The organism is Marinobacter sp. Arc7-DN-1, assembly GCF_003441595.1.
GTDB classification, from domain to species: domain Bacteria; phylum Pseudomonadota; class Gammaproteobacteria; order Pseudomonadales; family Oleiphilaceae; genus Marinobacter; species Marinobacter metalliresistant.
In genome coordinates this window covers 2,779,743-2,794,315 of the sequence record NZ_CP031848.1, presented here as the reverse complement: position 1 = coordinate 2,794,315, position 14,573 = coordinate 2,779,743, and the positions used below count along the sequence as shown (strand labels likewise).

Sequence of the window (14,573 nt, the reverse complement as noted above, 5' to 3'; positions counted from 1 at the left end):
TCTGATGTCGGGCTCAATACAGGTAAGGTGCCAGTGCCAGCTCCAGGCGTGCCTGGGCGGCATACAGATTGGCGACAGGAATGACAGGCTGTTCCGGCGGCACTGCTGTTGGCCAGGCCTTCAGCATGTCAGCCAGAGCCTTGCCGGCATCACGCCGGGCTTCGCTGTTCTGCTTGTTCAGAATCGCCTGGTGTTTGTCGAGATGATCCCGGGCTGAAAGCACAAAGCCCCGGCCGTCCTGATATTCGTGCGCGGCCACGAAACGCCCGTTCTCCAGCGCCTCATCATACTCCAGTACCGCTTGCTTGGTCAGCGACAGCACGACTTTCGACACGCTGGCGGCACTGCGGCCCTCAACGGATTTCTCCGCCTTCTGGATGGCCACCCAGGCGGCCTGGAATTGCTGGCTGACATCTCCCCAGCTTGTTACCCGTCCGGCATTTTCAGCCAGGGCCTTCAGATGGCCGGCCAGCTGCGCCTGGCCCCGGCTCTCAAGACCTGCCTCGGCCATCGGGTATACCTCAACCCAGGGATGGGTCAGGTGGGGCCGGCCGTCGGCGGCCTTCCCCGCTTTGATCAGCTCCCGGGCGGCCATCAGGTGCCCCTGCATCATCTGGAGCATGGCAACATAGGTACCATCCGATTCAACCGGGGAGATGGAGCCACCACCTTCTCCGCCTTCTCCGCCTTCTCCGCCGTCGGCAAAATAGCTGAATGCGGCACCGGCTTCGCCACCGTGGCGTTCGCCGCCCTCGCCGCCATAGCCTTCACCACCTTCGCCGCCATGCGCACCGGAGGTCATCCTGTCGCCGTGTTGCCGGTCCTTTTGCTCATCGGCCATGGCACCGGAGCTTGCCAGCAAGGTCGCCACACCGATACCGGCCCACAGTTTCAGTTTCTGGTTTGTCATCGTGTTCTCCTCAAACAGGCCGCCGGCTGAGCACCCTCAACGGCGGGAAGATTGATGGCTGTGCCATGGTAGGGCATGATGCTTTAATGCCGGGTTTAATTGCAAATTATTCCTATTACGAATTGGAGACCCCATGATTCTGTGCATCAGCGAGATCCTGACCACCGGGCAACTGGACCGTATACGCGCTGCGCTGGACAGCGGCCGCTTTGAGGATGGCCGCAACACCGCCGGCTGGCACGCCAGACTGGTCAAGAACAATGAGCAGATGCAGATGGCCGACAAAACCGCAAACGAGCTTCGCTCCGAGGTGGAGAAGGCACTGACCGAACACCCGCTCTTCCAGATGGCGGTAAGGCCCGCGAAAATGACGCCCATCCTGTTCAGTCGCTACCGGGATGGCATGACCTACGGTAACCATGTGGACGATCCGGTGATGGGCCGCGGGCCCGGCCGGTTGCGGACCGACATTTCCTTTACCCTGTTCCTGGATGATCCCGACAGCTACGAGGGCGGTGAACTGGTGACCGATACCACGGCCGGTGAACAGTCCTACAAACTGCCCGCCGGCGCCGCCGTGGTCTATCCCTCCTCGACCCTGCACCGGGTTGAGCCGGTGACCCTGGGCCAGCGCCGTGTCGCCATTGGCTGGATTCAGAGTACCATCCGGGATCCGGCTCACAGAGAGGTGCTGTTCGACCTCGACACGGCCCGGCGGCAGCTTTTCGAACGTGAGGGCAAGACCGCCGAGTTCGATCTGCTCACCAAGTCCCTGGCCAATCTTCAGCGATTCTGGGCCGAGATCTGATTCGGGTATTCTGCTATCTGACGCATGAGGCCATAACCGTTATACTCCGCCCCATCATTCATTATTTACCAGCCAGGTTACTTCATGCTTAATGCCGACGCTCTCAGCCGGTTGCGCCAGCTGAAATCCGATATCGAGGAAAACAAGGTGGTCTTCCCCGGTACCGTCAAAGCCACCAATGGCCGCTTCGGGTTCGTTGCGCTTGACGAGGGCCGCGATGTTTTTCTGCCTCCGGAAGAAATGCAGAAAGTCCTGCCGGGAGACCGGGTGAATGTCACCGAGCAGGAAGTGGAGAAAGGCAAAACCCAGGGTGTGGTGGACGAACTGCTGGAAACCCGCCTGAACACCTTTGTTGGCCGTTACCTGGTCAAAGGCAAAGGCCATTTCGTCGTACCCGAGACCCCGGGTATCAATCGCTGGATCTTCATTCCGCCCAAAGAACGGATGAATGCCCAGCCGGATGACTACATCTACTGCCAGATTCACAAGCATCCGATCAAGGATGGCAAGGGCCAGGCCAAGGTGCTGCGGGTCATCGGCAAGGCCGGGGAACCTGGCATTGAACGCGCCTTCACCCTGGCTACATTTGACCTGGCGGACACCTGGCCGGACGCCGTACAGAAGCAGGCCGACAGCCTGAGTGACCGCGATATCGAATCCCGGAAAGCCGGGCGGGAAGACCGCACAGACCGCGCCTATGTCACCATCGACAGTCCGGGCACCCAGGACATGGACGACGCCCTGCTGGCCGAGCCCAATGCCACCGGCTGGGCTCTGTCCATCGCCATTGCCGACCCGACCGCGGTGATTGAACCGGACAGCCCGGCCGAGCAGGAGGCGTTCAACCGGGCCACCGCCATCTACTTCCCCGGCGAGCCATTGCCGATGCTGCCGGACAGTATCAGTACCCGCCTGTGTTCCCTGATGCCGGAGGCGAGACGTCTGGCGCTGGTCTGCGACCTGCAGGTGAATAATGATGGCAGCCTGGGCGACTACAGCTTTCACCAGGCGGTGATTCAGTCCAAAGGCAAGCTCAGTTACGAGCTGGTCTCCAACCTGATCGAAGGCCGGATAGACGATGACATCAAGGCCCTGCCGGATGCCGTAGGCAACAGCCTGGACCAGCTGCATCAGGCGGCTACCGCCCTCAGAAAATGGCGCAGCGAGCATGCACTGCTCAGCGGTGACCGGCCGGAATTCCGGTTACGGCTGGATGAGAACAAACGCATCCGCCTGATTGAGCCGTCCGTGCAGAACGAGGCCCATCGTCTGGTAGAGGAATGCATGGTCGCCGCCAACCGCTGCGCCGCCGATTTCCTCACTCGCCAGACTGACGGCCTGTTCATCCGGCATCCCGGCCTGCGGGATGATCGCGCCGACAACATCCGGGCGCTGATCGACAGCCATGCACCGCACCTTTCCGGAGTGGACGCCCATCAGGCTGACGGCTTCAGGACCCTGATGAAGGAAACCGACGCACTGGAAGCGGAGGTGCCGGTCAAGGCCATCCTTTCAAGGCAGCTGGCGAGGGCCGAGCTGGGCTTCAGGCCCGAGCCCCACCACGGCATGGGACTGGAGGCCTACACCACCTTCACGTCACCGCTGCGCAAGTTCTCCGATTTCTATGTGCACCGGCTGATCAAGGCCGCTCTCTGGGATATACCCATGAAGGCTCTGACCGTGGATCAGCTGGAGGCCCTGCAGGCTGCCCAGATCCGCGCCCGCCAGGCCGCAAACAGCCTGGAAGCCTGGCTCAAGAGCGACTTTGCCAAAACCCTGGGCGACGAGCCCATGGCCGGTGTCATCAGCCGCACCGTGCCAGCCGGATTCTTTGTGCGCCTGGACGCAAACGGACTGGAAGGCTTTGTCAGCTGCAAGGATCTGGAGGGTAAATACGGCTTTGATCCGGTCACCCTCCGCCTGATCCACAACAAGAACGGTCGCATCTTCCAGCTGGAGCAGCCCGTAACCGTGAGTTTTTCCGGCGTGGATGAGGAGCGCAGACAGATCAATTTCAAGCTGGTCGCAGCCGAAGAAATCCCAACCGGGAACGGCTCCGCCAACGGTTGAAAAACCGCAGTGGCAGGCGCATCCGGATGAGATTGAGGAGGACGAAAGCAAGAGCTGACACCCTCCGCCGGTGTTATTATTGGGCCAGCATTCGCTCCAGCCGCTCATCTTTCGCCCGCCACTGATCCCGCAGCCAGTTTTTCACATTCCGGCGGTGCTCGGCATCCGTTGAATAGTCCCGGCCTTTCAGGTGCTCCGGGATGTCGACGGTGTGGATTTCCATTTTGACTTCGCTCACCCGGCCGCAGATAAACTCCCAGAAGGTCGGCGCGCCACCCGGGTAGGCGATGGTGACATCCACCAGGGTCTGAATCGAGTCGCCCATGGCGTCCAGCACGAAGGCGGCACCGCCGGCCTTGGGGGTAAGCAGGTGGGTGTAGTGGGACTTCTGCTTGTCGTGCTTGGCCTGGGTAAACCGGGTGCCTTCCACGAAGTTCATGACGCTGACCGGGGTATGTCGGAACTGCTCACAGGCCCGGCGGGTCGCCTTGAGATCTTCGCCCCGTTTTTCAGGGTGTTTGATCAGATACTCGCGGGTGTATCGCTTCATAAACGGGAAGTCCAGCCCCCACCAGGCCAGGCCGATAACCGGCACCCAGATCAGTTGCTGCTTGAGGAAAAATTTCAGGAATGGCGCCCGGTGATTGAAGACCCGCTGCATGGCGAAGATATCAACCCAGCTCTGGTGATTGGCCAGCACCAGGTACCAGCTTTCCCGTTTGAGGTTTTCGGCGCCTTTCACTTCCCATTTGGTTTTGTGGGTCAGCTTCATCCAGCCCGTGTTACAGGCGACCCAGGCTTCGGCGACCCAGATGATGGCTTTGGTGCACAGGATCCGGAAGCCCTTGATGGGGATGATCAGTTTCAGGATGGCCGGGATGTAAAGCAGGATGCACCAGAACAGGGTGTTGAGTCCCAGCAGGATGGAGTTAAGTACGCCGATAACGGGGGCGGGGAGGAAGCTGAGCATGGCAGTCCTGTTTTTGGTGGTTGTTTCCAGTGGGGTGTAATCATATCAACCAGAGGCGGGATTGGGCAGTGGCCGGAAGTGACCGGTTTGCCCACCGGATGTGACCGTAATGCCATGGTGCTTTGTTCATCACCATGGATAATCAGCCTGCGAGGCCAGGAGTCCGGCGGTCAGTGGGCAGGCCTTTGCCAGGCACGCCGTGAACCCATCCCTGGGGGCTCGGCACTGCCATCCATGGCTCCGCACAGTTTTGGACAGCCTGACCCAACACCCGCCTCCGCTAGCTTTTAAGGTTTCGTAGCGCTGATGGTAGTTCCAAAAGACTGCTTATCACCGCCGAAGGTTCAATACCCCAATCTTCGAATACTTTATCAGGATCCCTTTTCACCCAGATTGCCAACAAACCAGACGCCCTCGCACCAATGACATCCCATGCGTTACTGGAAACGAGACAGAGAGGTTTCTCCCAAGCTCCGGTCACACGCCGCGCATGAGTATACACAGCGGGGTCGGGTTTAAAGCTTTTGATGTCGTCGACGGAGACAAGGCCTTCAAACTGATCAAGCAGGTTATTGTGCCCTAGCACTTTCTCAAGGGCCGGGTAGCTGCCATTGGAAAACGCAAACAACGGATACTGCCCCTTCAGGCTTTCCAGTGCCGGCAACGAATCGTCAAAAGCGGGCAGTGAGAGATACGCCGCCATCAGGGCGTTCTCACGTTCTTCGGTTAACGGCAATTTGTGGGCCGCCATGGCATAGCGCAGGGCCTGGCGGGTGCACACGCCAAAATCCTCATACACCTTCATCAGGCCCTTCCGGAACGAGAACTCCAGTTGCTTCTCGCGCCAGAGCGCAGCGACTGCTTCGGCTTTGTCTCCGGCATCTTCCGCCAGCAGGCGGGACATGCCCATGGGGTCGACCAGGGTTCCGTAGACATCAAAAGCAAGAGTCATGGTCATCGGTGGAACTCCTCATCCGGACGGGTATTGGGATCGTGTACTGAAACCACAGTATCGGGATTTGAACGATCACTCAACACGAACAGACAGGAACGCAGACCCACCGTGGCACCACCTGCTGGTATCGGGTTACACTGCCATTCATGAATCCAATTGATACATTGAACCTGGACTTCCGTGCCCTGAGCACTTTCCTGGCTGTGCTGGACGAGGGCAGTGTCTCCCGTGCCGCAGTGCGGCTGGGCGTCACCCAGTCCGCGGTGAGCCACACGCTTGAGCGCCTCCGCCACGCCCTCGGCGATCCGCTGTTCGTCAAATCCGGGCGGGGCATCGCCCCGACGCGGTATGCACTCCAGGCCGGCCCCCACGTGCGCCAGATTCTGGACGACCTCCAGTCCCTGTCCGCCGGCCCGCCCTTCAGCCCCGCCACCGCGGAGTTCACCTTCACGATCGCTGCCAACGATTACCAGCGCGACCTGCTGTTGCCGGGCCTCGTGCGCACCCTGCGCCGGGAGGCTCCCGGTATCCGCCTGCAGGTCATTCCGTCGGGTATTCCAAGGGCGGATATGCTCCGGAAGGACGTTTGTGATCTGATCCTCTCGCCCCACGCCCCGGAAGCCACGGACATTATGCAACGGGGCCTGATGGCGGACCGCATGGTGGTGTTCTACGACCCGGCGCACCGGGAGCCTCCGGCGGATCTGGCGGATTACCTGAAGGCCGACCACATCGCCCTGCTGTTCGCCACCGGCGAGAAACCGAGCCTGGAAACATCGCTCGACACCCGGGGCCTGATCCGCCGTAACGTGGTGACGGTCTCCAACTTCTCTGGCCTCCCCGAGTTCCTCCGTGGTACTGACATGCTGGCCACAGCCCCGCAAGGCATGAGCAAACACTTACTCCGCGACTTCGCCTGGGTGCCCCTGCCCTTTGATTTCAAACCCTTTACCCTGCTGATGCTCTGGCACCGCCGCAACCAGAACGACCCTGCCCATAAGTGGCTGCGCAATCAGATCAACGTCGTTGCGGCCGCACTCAACAGCCTGAAGAGTTAATCAATTACTTTTACTCATAGGTTGTATGAGCGTGCAGGCCGTTATCTTTTGGTCGCCCCTCGCCTAGACTGCCAACACTCGGTGGTCGGCCAGGTTGGGGAGGTGGCTTTCCGAAACACGCTCCTTGCGGCACATCCCTGTGACGCTTGGGCTCCGCCATCCATGGCTCCGCACAGTTTCGGAAAGCCACCTCCCCAACCTGACCTGTCGTAACTCCTCGATAACGCACTCAGGAAGCGAATGCTTACTTTGACCAGTGTCTGGACAACTGTACTTCTTGCTGCGGCTGTGGCTCTCGGGCCGCTGGCGACGGATATGTATCTGCCGGCACTGCCACAGATTGGCAGAGACTTCGGTACCGGCACCGATCAGGTACAGCTGACTCTCAGTCTGTACATGGTGGGCTTTGCCATTGCCCAGCTAGTCTGCGGCCCCCTGGCGGACCGTTTTGGTCGCAAACCGATCATGATTGGCGGATTTGTGCTTTTTGCCATCGCCAGTATTGGCTGCGCGCTGGCCACCAATATCGAAACCCTGATCCTGTTCCGCTTCCTGCAAGCCCTGGGTGGCTCCGCAGGCCCGGTACTGGGCCGTGCGGCGATCCGGGACATTTACACGCCCCGTGAAGCCGCCAGGATCCTCGCCATCCTGGCCAGCATCATGGCCCTGGCGCCGGCGATCGCACCAACCATTGGCGGGCTTATGACTGCCAGCCTGGGCTGGTCATCGGTATTCCTGGTACTGGGCGGCTATGCCTTGGTGATGGCTGTGGTGGTTGCCATCGGCCTTCCCGAGCCCATGCGCCCGGAGCATCGCCAATCCCTGAAACTCTGCAGCCTGCTCCGGAACTACCGCACCATCGCACGGGACATCAGCTTCCTTGGCTACACCCTGACCAACGCCCTGATCTTCTCTGGCCTGTTCGCTTTCCTGTCCGGCTCATCGTTCGTGCTCATCGACTTTCTGGGCGTGCCTACGGAACAGTTCGGCCTCTACTTCGCCGGCATGGTCGCCGGCTACATTGTCGGCAACCTGACCGCCGTCCGGCTCGGCCGCCGCCTGCTGCCTGACCAGATCCTGGTTCGTGGCCTGGTAATCGCAGTAGGTGGAGGCAGCCTGATGGCCGTGCTGGCCCTGAGCGAAGTCTTCAGCGTCTGGGCCGTCATCCTGCCCCAGGCCCTGTTCATGATCGGCACCGGCATGGTCCTGCCCCAAACCATGGCCGGTGCCCTGGCCAACTTCCCGACCATGGCCGGCTCCGCCTCCGCCCTGTTCGGCTTCACCCAGATGGCCATCGCCGCCTTCGCCGGCATGCTCGTCGGCCACCTGCACGACGGCACCTCCCTGATCATGGCCACCATCATCGCCGCCTGCGCCGCCATTGCCATGGGCTGTTATCTGCTGCTGGTTCAGCGTTATCCTGCAAGGGGTTTCGAAGCACAAAGTGCGACCAGCGGTTAAGATCAGTTGAGCACTAAGGTAGGCCACTCCGAGGCTCGGGGACTGGTGCGGGGCGGTTATCCAAAACTGTGCGGAGCCATGGATGGCGGAGCCCAAGCGCCACAGGGATGTGCCGCAAGGAGCGTGTTTTGGATAACCGCCCCGCACCAGTCCAGCCACCAAAGCTCACATGCAAAATCATCCAAAGTGGTCTACACAGAGTACGTAAGACTCTAAACCAGACGACAAGGAGCAAACCCCATGAACAACGTTACCCTCGACGGCAACCCTATTGAACTGAGCGGCAAATTCCTCGAAACAGGCGACAACGCACCACCCTTCACCCTGACCAACAGCGGCCTGGAAGAAGTCAAACTCGATAACTGGGCCGGCAAACGCAAAATCCTGAACATCATCCCCAGCATCGACACCGGCGTCTGCGCCGCCTCCACCCGGAAATTCAACGAAAAAGCCGGCAACCTCGACAACACCGTGGTACTCGTTATCTCCGCCGACCTGCCCTTTGCCGCCGCCCGATTCTGCGGTGCCGAAGGCCTGAAAAATGTCGAAACCCTCTCCACCTTCCGGAACTACAGCTTCCAGCAGGACTACGGCGTCGCCATCCAGGACGGCCCCCTCGCCGGCCTTTGCGCCCGGGCAGTAGTGGTACTGGATGAGAACAACAAGGTTCTGCACAGCCAGCTGGTCGACGAGATCAAGAACGAGCCGGATTACGACGCAGCACTGAACGCGCTTTAAAACACTGGATCAGTAATCAGGCGCTGGCCGTAACGCCTGAGCTCGAGCAAAGCTGCTGGCGCGGCTTTCCAGGACTGTGCATTGCCAGGGATGGCAATGCCAAGCCCCCATGGATGGGTTCACGGCGTGTCCTGGAAAGCCGTGCCAGCAGCTTTGCTAACACCCAAACCAGAACCTGTTAGAATCCCCGCCCAAAGCCGGAACCCCAATCGAAGGCCCCAATCACTCCGTGCAAACAACCGCCCAAACCCCAAGCCTGGCCCGCCAGCTCTACAGCATGACCTGGCCCATGCTGTTCGGGGTACTCTCCCTGATGACCTTCCAACTGGCCGACAGTGCCTTCGTGGGTCAGCTTGGCCGGGATCCGCTGGCGGCACTCGGCTTCACCCTGCCAATGCAGCAGCTGATCATCGGTCTTCAGGTGGGCCTGGGCATTGCCACTACCGCCATCGTTTCCCGCACACTGGGTGCCGGTGACGAACTCCGCGCCTATCGTCTGGGCGGCCTGATCATTACCGTAGGTGGAACCCTGGTTTTCCTGATCTGTGTGACCCTGTGGCTTCTCCAGGGCCACATCATGACCGCACTCGGCGCGGAAGAGACATTGCTGCCGCTGATCAGACGCTACTGGATTCCCTGGCTGATCGCCGCCTGGACCGGCGCGGTTCTCTACTTCGGCTACAGTGTGTGCCGCTCCCACGGCGACACCAGACTGCCGGGGTACATGATGGTGGCCACCAGTCTGACCAACATCGCCCTGGATCCGCTCTATATTTTTACCTTTGGCTGGGGTTTACCCGGCGCCGCCTGGGCCACCGTCACCTCGTTCGGTATCGGCTGCCTGGTGATCTACCCGAAACTTCTGAAGCGTCACTGGGTCCGGTTTGATCTGCGCCAGCTTGCCCTTTGGCAGGCCCTCAAGCAGCTCAACGGCATCATGGCACCGGCCATGGTCAGTCAGCTGATGCCCGCCGTCTCGGCGATGCTGGCAACAGCCCTTGTCGCCGGCTTCGGCTCCGCAGCCGTAGCCGCCTGGGGCCTCGGCACCCGCCTGGAGTTTTTCTCCATTGTCGTGGTGCTGGCACTGACCATGTCGATGCCGCCGATGATTGGCCGGTTGCTGGGTGCCGGAGATATTGAACAGATCCGAAAACTGGTGCGCATCGCGGTCCGGTTCGTGGTGGTCTGGCAGCTTGCCATTGGCCTGACCTGGGTGCTGGCTTCAGGGCTGGTGTCTGAATTGTTCTCAAGCGACAGCGACGTCCGGGAGGTGCTGGCCGCCTATCTGGTGCGGGTGCCGCTCAGTTACAGCGGCCTGGGCGTGTGTATGCTGATGGTGTCGGTGTGCAACGCCCTGGGACTGGCGATGCGGGCGCTGCTGGTATCCACTTTGCGGCTGTTTCTTTGCTACTTGCCGCTACTCTGGTTGGGCAGCCAGATCAGTGGCATCTTTGGCCTCATGAGTGGCGCACTGGTGGGCAATCTCCTCGCTGGCGTTATGGCTTACGGCTTCTATCGGGCCGGCATGAAACGGCTCCGGAACAGCACGAGACAGAATGGGGTCAGATGAAAGGGTTCATCTGACCCCGCCTTCATGTCCAGTGCTGGGTCAGGCAAAGCGTGAGCGGAAGCTTTCCGGCACAGGCACCACTTCCTTGCGCTGGTAGTTGAAGAACACGAATCCGTACTTGGCGAGCGCAACGGGCTGGCCGCTCTCGGCCTTGGTGACCCGGAACACGAAATCCCCACCGTACCTGTTGAAGTCCATCAGGCCGACTTCGAAGCGCAGCATTTCCGGGAAGAAGGACTCGGACTGGTACATGGTGGCCAGGTCGGTGACGATGATGCCAGTGCCATCCTTGCCCGCTTCCTGGAGGCCGTAACTGACGAGGAACTGGGCCCTGGCTTCGGAGAGCATGGAGATCAGGGCGTCGTTGCCCAGGTGGTTGGCGCCGTTGATGTCGGTGATTCTGACGGGCATTCTGGTTTCGAAGCGGAAGGCGTCGTCCGGGAAGGAGAGTTTGATTCGGGCCACATTGGGTTCCTGTTCTCGCTGGGTCTCTGGGGGCGAATCATACGCTGTTCGACTTTAGTGTTCATCTCAAGACGTTCTGCTTTAAATCGGTTATCTTGCTATTGGACCTTTGCGCTGTAAGCTTTGGTGCAGCGACATCAGGAAAGAGCCTTCCAAAACACGCTCCTTGCGGCACGTCCCTGTGACGCTTGAGTTCCGCCATCCCTGGCTCCACACAGTTTTGGAAGGCTCTTTCCTGATGTCGTTCGTACTCTCTTCGCGCACCGAATAATAAAGATCGCATTTGGAGTTTTATGGATATCCGCCCTGCCGCCACATTGGTTTTAATTCGCGACACTGCCGAAGGCCTTGAAGTCCTGCTGCTGCAACGTACCTGGGATGCGGTGTTCATGCCCGGCTATTTTGTGTTCCCCGGAGGAAGGGTCGAAGAACACGAGCCCAGCGGGCGGGAACACGCCCTTGGGCCCGGAGATGCCGAGGTCAGTCAGACCATGAGTGTCGACGAGGGTGGCGCGGATTACATGCTGGCGGCGGTTCGGGAGTGTTTTGAGGAAGCCGGGATTCTGGTTGCGGTGGATGCGCAGGGGCATCCGGTTTCCGGGGACCATCCGGCCCATGGCGACCGGGAAGCTTTGTTCAGGGGCGATTTGTCGTTGGCCAGTCTGTGCAATAACCATGGGCTGTCGATTCCGCTGGACCGGCTGGCCTACCTGGGCCACTGGGTTACGCCGCCGGGACCGCCCCGGCGGTTTGATACACGGTTCTTTGTGACCACCGCGCCTGAAGGCCAACTGGCCAGTCATGATGGGGTGGAGACCATTGATCATGTCTGGATCCGGCCGGAGAAAGCACTGGAGGATCACCGCGGTGGCCGGCGGTTATTGGGGTTGCCGACGATCCGGACGCTGCGGGTGCTCAGTGATTTCGAAACCACGGATGCGCTAATGCGTTATGCCCACGCCAATCCGCCTGAACCTCATCCAAGCAAACCCTGGCCGGGGCTGAAGAAAGGCAAGCCGGTGACGCTGGAGCCGGGGGCGCCGGCCTATGATGAGGCGGCCAAGCTGGATCCGGAAGGGGAGGGCTCAACCCGGGCAGAGATTATTCCCGGTGAGCCGGTTGAAGTGGCGGCGGGGGTGATCCGGCTGACGGCACCCAACCCCGGGATGATGACCGGGCCGGGCACCAACACCTATGTACTGGGTCATAAGCGGTTTACCGTGATTGACCCCGGCCCCGCGAGCGACAACCATATTGAGCGGATTCTGGAGGTGACCGGTGGGGTGATTGATCAGGTGTTGGTTACCCACACCCATAAGGATCACTCGCCGGCCGTTGCGGCTCTCAAGGAGCGAACCGGTTGCCGTGTTTACGGCTGGCCGGCGCCCGAAGGCGCGAGTCAGGACCAGACGTTCCGTGCGGATGACGAACCGGAGCACGGTGACCTGATTGTTACCGAAGCCGGGATTCTGAAAGTACTGCACACCCCGGGCCATGCCTCGAATCATTTGTGTTATCTGCTGACGGATCAGGAGCTGCTTTTCTCCGGCGACCACATCATGCAGGGGTCCACGGTAGTGATTAATCCGCCGGACGGGGACATGAAGGCCTACATTGAGTCCCTGTACGACCTGTTGGCCGAGTCCATCCGCTACATTGCCCCGGCCCATGGATTCTTAATGGGACAACCGGAAGCGGTCATTGATTTCCTGATTACCCACCGACTGTCACGGGAGCACAAGGTCGCTCGTGCCCTGGAAGCGCTGACCCCGGTGAATCTCAAAACGCTGACAGCAAAGGCATACGATGATGTGCCGGCGGCGATTCACGGGGTGGCCGAACGGTCAGCACTGGCGCACCTGCTGAAGCTGGAGGCCGAGCACAGGGCGTTCCGCAAGGGCGACCTGTGGCAGGTTGTACACGCGAACTAACAGGGCAGTAACAGAAGCACACCGGATGTCGCGATCAACCCCTATTGTTACAGGCCCTGTCGGCGTATAACGATCACCTTCATGCAAACCAATGCATTTGACACTGGCTGGACAGGTACTGCCGCGCCGGGTTTGCCCAGACTTCATGGAAGGGGCATTAAACCTTTGTTACAGCCGTATCCATGACCGCCAGAGACCCTCTATCCTTGGGCGCATACGGACGATCCGTGAGGAATTATGCTGTTTGAGCGGCTTCAAAAACCGAGCCACCTGATATTGCTGACCGGCCTGCTTGCAATCTCGCTGCCGGCGCCCCTGTTCGCCAATCCCGATCCCGCCAAATCCCGCAAGGCATCCGAAGTCCTGGTCGCGGAACTCGCCGAAGACGAGAGCGTGGAGGACGTTGAACAATCGGTGCCACGGACAACCGCGGAACGGGAAAACAAAGCCCTGAAGCCACATCCGTCCCGGACCGGGGCTGGTATCGATACGCCCTCGGCGCCTGCCCGCAAAGTGGCTCCGAATATTGACCTCAAGGAGGTTGCGCCAGCGCCTGAGGCACAGGCGACAGCCCCGGCCGAGAACACTGCGGATACCACCGGATCTGAATTGCCGGACGCTGGCGCCGGGACAGAATCGGAGCCCGGACCCGAGCTTCGGCCAGGAGAAGCTTTCACCCTCCTTGGTAATGATGTCATGCCGGGAACCTCGACCCGTCTGGCCTGGGCGCCGGGCATCCAGATTGCCGGTTTATCCCAGCCGACACCGGTGCTGGTGGTTAATGGCGTCAATGCAGGTCCGACCCTGTGCCTCACCGGTGCCGTTCACGGTGATGAACTCAACGGCATCGAGATTATTCGCCAGACCGTGTATGACCTGAACCCGGAAAAACTCTCTGGCCGGGTCGTAGGCATTCCCATCGTCAACCTGCCGGGGTTCCAACAAGGCAGCCGCTATCTGCCCGACCGGCGGGATCTCAACCGGCATTTCCCCGGCAGCCCGGAGGGCAGCCTGGCCGACCGGATTGCCTATTCGCTGTTCGAAAACGTCATCCGCCGTTGCGACATGCTGGTGGACATTCACACTGGCTCACTGAAACGCACCAACCTGCCCCAGCTCAGGGCCGACATGAACAACCCGGAAGTGGCCGAATTCACCCGGGGCTTTGACCGAATGGCGGTGGTTCACAGCACCGGCTCCCCCGGCATGCTTCGCACCGCCGCGGTTGCTGCCGGCATACGCACCGTGACCATGGAAGCCGGGGAATCCCACCGGATTCAGCAACACCAGATCAGCGCCGGGGTTAACAGCCTGACCAGCCTGATGGAACGCCAGGGCATGATTTCGCGGATGTTCGTGTGGGGGGATCCGGAGCCGGTCTACTACGATTCCGACTGGATCCGCGCTGATCACGGCGGCATTCTGTTCAGCGAGATCGAGCTTGGGGCCCGGGTATCGCAGGGAGAGATTCTCGGTTACGTCTCCGACCCCATCACCAATGCCCAGCATCCCATCCGTTCCTCCAGTGATGGGCGGGTTATCGGTATGGCGGTCGACCAGGTGGTAATGGCTGGTTTCGCAGCCTACCACATTGGTACGGAGGCAGAAGTTCCGGGAGAGTAGTATCCTATGCGTTT

General features: G+C 60.4%; 12 protein-coding genes. 8 read left to right on the top strand and 4 right to left on the bottom strand.

Features of this window, described 5'->3' with window-relative positions; translation table 11 throughout:
• Window positions 1–13: 13 nt before the first annotated feature.
• Window positions 14–910 carry a hypothetical protein gene (locus D0851_RS13130; RefSeq protein ID WP_117619038.1) on the bottom strand — a complete coding sequence of 299 codons (897 nt, stop codon included), beginning with the start codon at window positions 908–910 and terminating at the stop codon, window positions 14–16.
• Between the two features lie 133 nt (window positions 911–1,043).
• On the opposite strand from D0851_RS13130, the gene D0851_RS13125 reads away from it, so the two are divergent.
• Together D0851_RS13125 and D0851_RS13120 are read left to right on the top strand one after the other, a co-directional pair.
• Window positions 1,044–1,718: a Fe2+-dependent dioxygenase gene (locus tag D0851_RS13125; protein WP_117619037.1), complete on the top strand. Its 675-nt coding sequence runs from the start codon at window positions 1,044–1,046 to the stop codon at window positions 1,716–1,718.
• An 84-nt stretch (window positions 1,719–1,802) separates the two neighbouring features.
• The gene (locus tag D0851_RS13120) at window positions 1,803–3,788 is read left to right on the top strand and encodes a ribonuclease R family protein (RefSeq protein ID WP_117619036.1); all 1,986 of its coding nucleotides are present in this window, start codon (window positions 1,803–1,805) and stop codon (window positions 3,786–3,788) included.
• A gap of 76 nt (window positions 3,789–3,864) precedes the next feature.
• On the opposite strand, the gene D0851_RS13115 is transcribed toward D0851_RS13120, so the two are convergent.
• The gene (locus tag D0851_RS13115; RefSeq protein ID WP_117619035.1) at window positions 3,865–4,758 is read right to left on the bottom strand and encodes an acyltransferase; all 894 of its coding nucleotides are present in this window, start codon (window positions 4,756–4,758) and stop codon (window positions 3,865–3,867) included.
• Between the two features lie 280 nt (window positions 4,759–5,038).
• Window positions 5,039–5,716 (bottom strand): haloacid dehalogenase type II, encoded by a 678-nt coding sequence (locus D0851_RS13110; RefSeq protein WP_117619034.1) that lies wholly within the window; start codon window positions 5,714–5,716, stop codon window positions 5,039–5,041.
• Window positions 5,717–5,859: 143 nt separating this feature from the next.
• Here D0851_RS13110 and D0851_RS13105 point away from each other — a divergent pair, with 143 nt between their 5' ends.
• From D0851_RS13105 to D0851_RS13090, 4 genes are all read left to right on the top strand, one after another.
• Complete coding sequence (locus tag D0851_RS13105) at window positions 5,860–6,771, top strand: LysR family transcriptional regulator (protein ID WP_117619033.1); 912 nt, start codon at window positions 5,860–5,862, stop codon at window positions 6,769–6,771.
• 240 nt (window positions 6,772–7,011) lie between these two features.
• Window positions 7,012–8,232: a Bcr/CflA family multidrug efflux MFS transporter gene (locus tag D0851_RS13100; protein ID WP_117619032.1), complete on the top strand. Its 1,221-nt coding sequence runs from the start codon at window positions 7,012–7,014 to the stop codon at window positions 8,230–8,232.
• 240 nt (window positions 8,233–8,472) lie between these two features.
• Window positions 8,473–8,970, top strand: a complete 498-nt coding sequence (gene tpx, locus D0851_RS13095; RefSeq protein ID WP_117619031.1) for a thiol peroxidase — start codon at window positions 8,473–8,475, stop codon at window positions 8,968–8,970.
• Between the two features lie 277 nt (window positions 8,971–9,247).
• The gene (locus tag D0851_RS13090; RefSeq protein ID WP_117620406.1) at window positions 9,248–10,540 is read left to right on the top strand and encodes an MATE family efflux transporter; all 1,293 of its coding nucleotides are present in this window, start codon (window positions 9,248–9,250) and stop codon (window positions 10,538–10,540) included.
• Window positions 10,541–10,579: 39 nt separating this feature from the next.
• Here the strand turns inward: D0851_RS13090 and D0851_RS13085 are convergent, their stop codons facing one another.
• On the bottom strand, window positions 10,580–11,005 hold the full coding sequence (locus D0851_RS13085; RefSeq protein WP_117619030.1) for a thioesterase family protein: 426 nt from the start codon (window positions 11,003–11,005) through the stop codon (window positions 10,580–10,582).
• A gap of 293 nt (window positions 11,006–11,298) precedes the next feature.
• Here D0851_RS13085 and D0851_RS13080 point away from each other — a divergent pair, with 293 nt between their 5' ends.
• Both D0851_RS13080 and D0851_RS13075 read left to right on the top strand, forming a co-directional pair.
• The gene (locus D0851_RS13080) at window positions 11,299–12,936 is read left to right on the top strand and encodes an MBL fold metallo-hydrolase (protein WP_117619029.1); all 1,638 of its coding nucleotides are present in this window, start codon (window positions 11,299–11,301) and stop codon (window positions 12,934–12,936) included.
• A gap of 237 nt (window positions 12,937–13,173) precedes the next feature.
• A complete protein-coding gene (locus tag D0851_RS13075) occupies window positions 13,174–14,559 on the top strand; it encodes a succinylglutamate desuccinylase/aspartoacylase family protein (protein WP_117619028.1) in 1,386 nt (461 codons plus the stop codon).
• Window positions 14,560–14,573: the final 14 nt, after the last annotated feature.

Bases quoted from the DNA above. Each gene is read 5' to 3' on its own strand.
- D0851_RS13125 (WP_117619037.1), top strand. From the start codon at position 1,044: ATGATTCTGTGCATCAGCGAGATCCTGACCACCGGGCAACTGGACCGT.
- tpx (WP_117619031.1), top strand. From the start codon at position 8,473: ATGAACAACGTTACCCTCGACGGCAACCCTATTGAACTGAGCGGCAAA.
- D0851_RS13110 (WP_117619034.1), bottom strand. From the start codon at position 5,716: ATGACCATGACTCTTGCTTTTGATGTCTACGGAACCCTGGTCGACCCC.
- D0851_RS13120 (WP_117619036.1), top strand. From the start codon at position 1,803: ATGCTTAATGCCGACGCTCTCAGCCGGTTGCGCCAGCTGAAATCCGAT.
- D0851_RS13080 (WP_117619029.1), top strand. From the start codon at position 11,299: ATGGATATCCGCCCTGCCGCCACATTGGTTTTAATTCGCGACACTGCC.
- D0851_RS13090 (WP_117620406.1), top strand. From the start codon at position 9,248: ATGACCTGGCCCATGCTGTTCGGGGTACTCTCCCTGATGACCTTCCAA.
- D0851_RS13100 (WP_117619032.1), top strand. From the start codon at position 7,012: ATGCTTACTTTGACCAGTGTCTGGACAACTGTACTTCTTGCTGCGGCT.
- D0851_RS13130 (WP_117619038.1), bottom strand. From the start codon at position 910: ATGACAAACCAGAAACTGAAACTGTGGGCCGGTATCGGTGTGGCGACC.
- D0851_RS13105 (WP_117619033.1), top strand. From the start codon at position 5,860: ATGAATCCAATTGATACATTGAACCTGGACTTCCGTGCCCTGAGCACT.
- D0851_RS13075 (WP_117619028.1), top strand. From the start codon at position 13,174: ATGCTGTTTGAGCGGCTTCAAAAACCGAGCCACCTGATATTGCTGACC.
- D0851_RS13115 (WP_117619035.1), bottom strand. From the start codon at position 4,758: ATGCTCAGCTTCCTCCCCGCCCCCGTTATCGGCGTACTTAACTCCATC.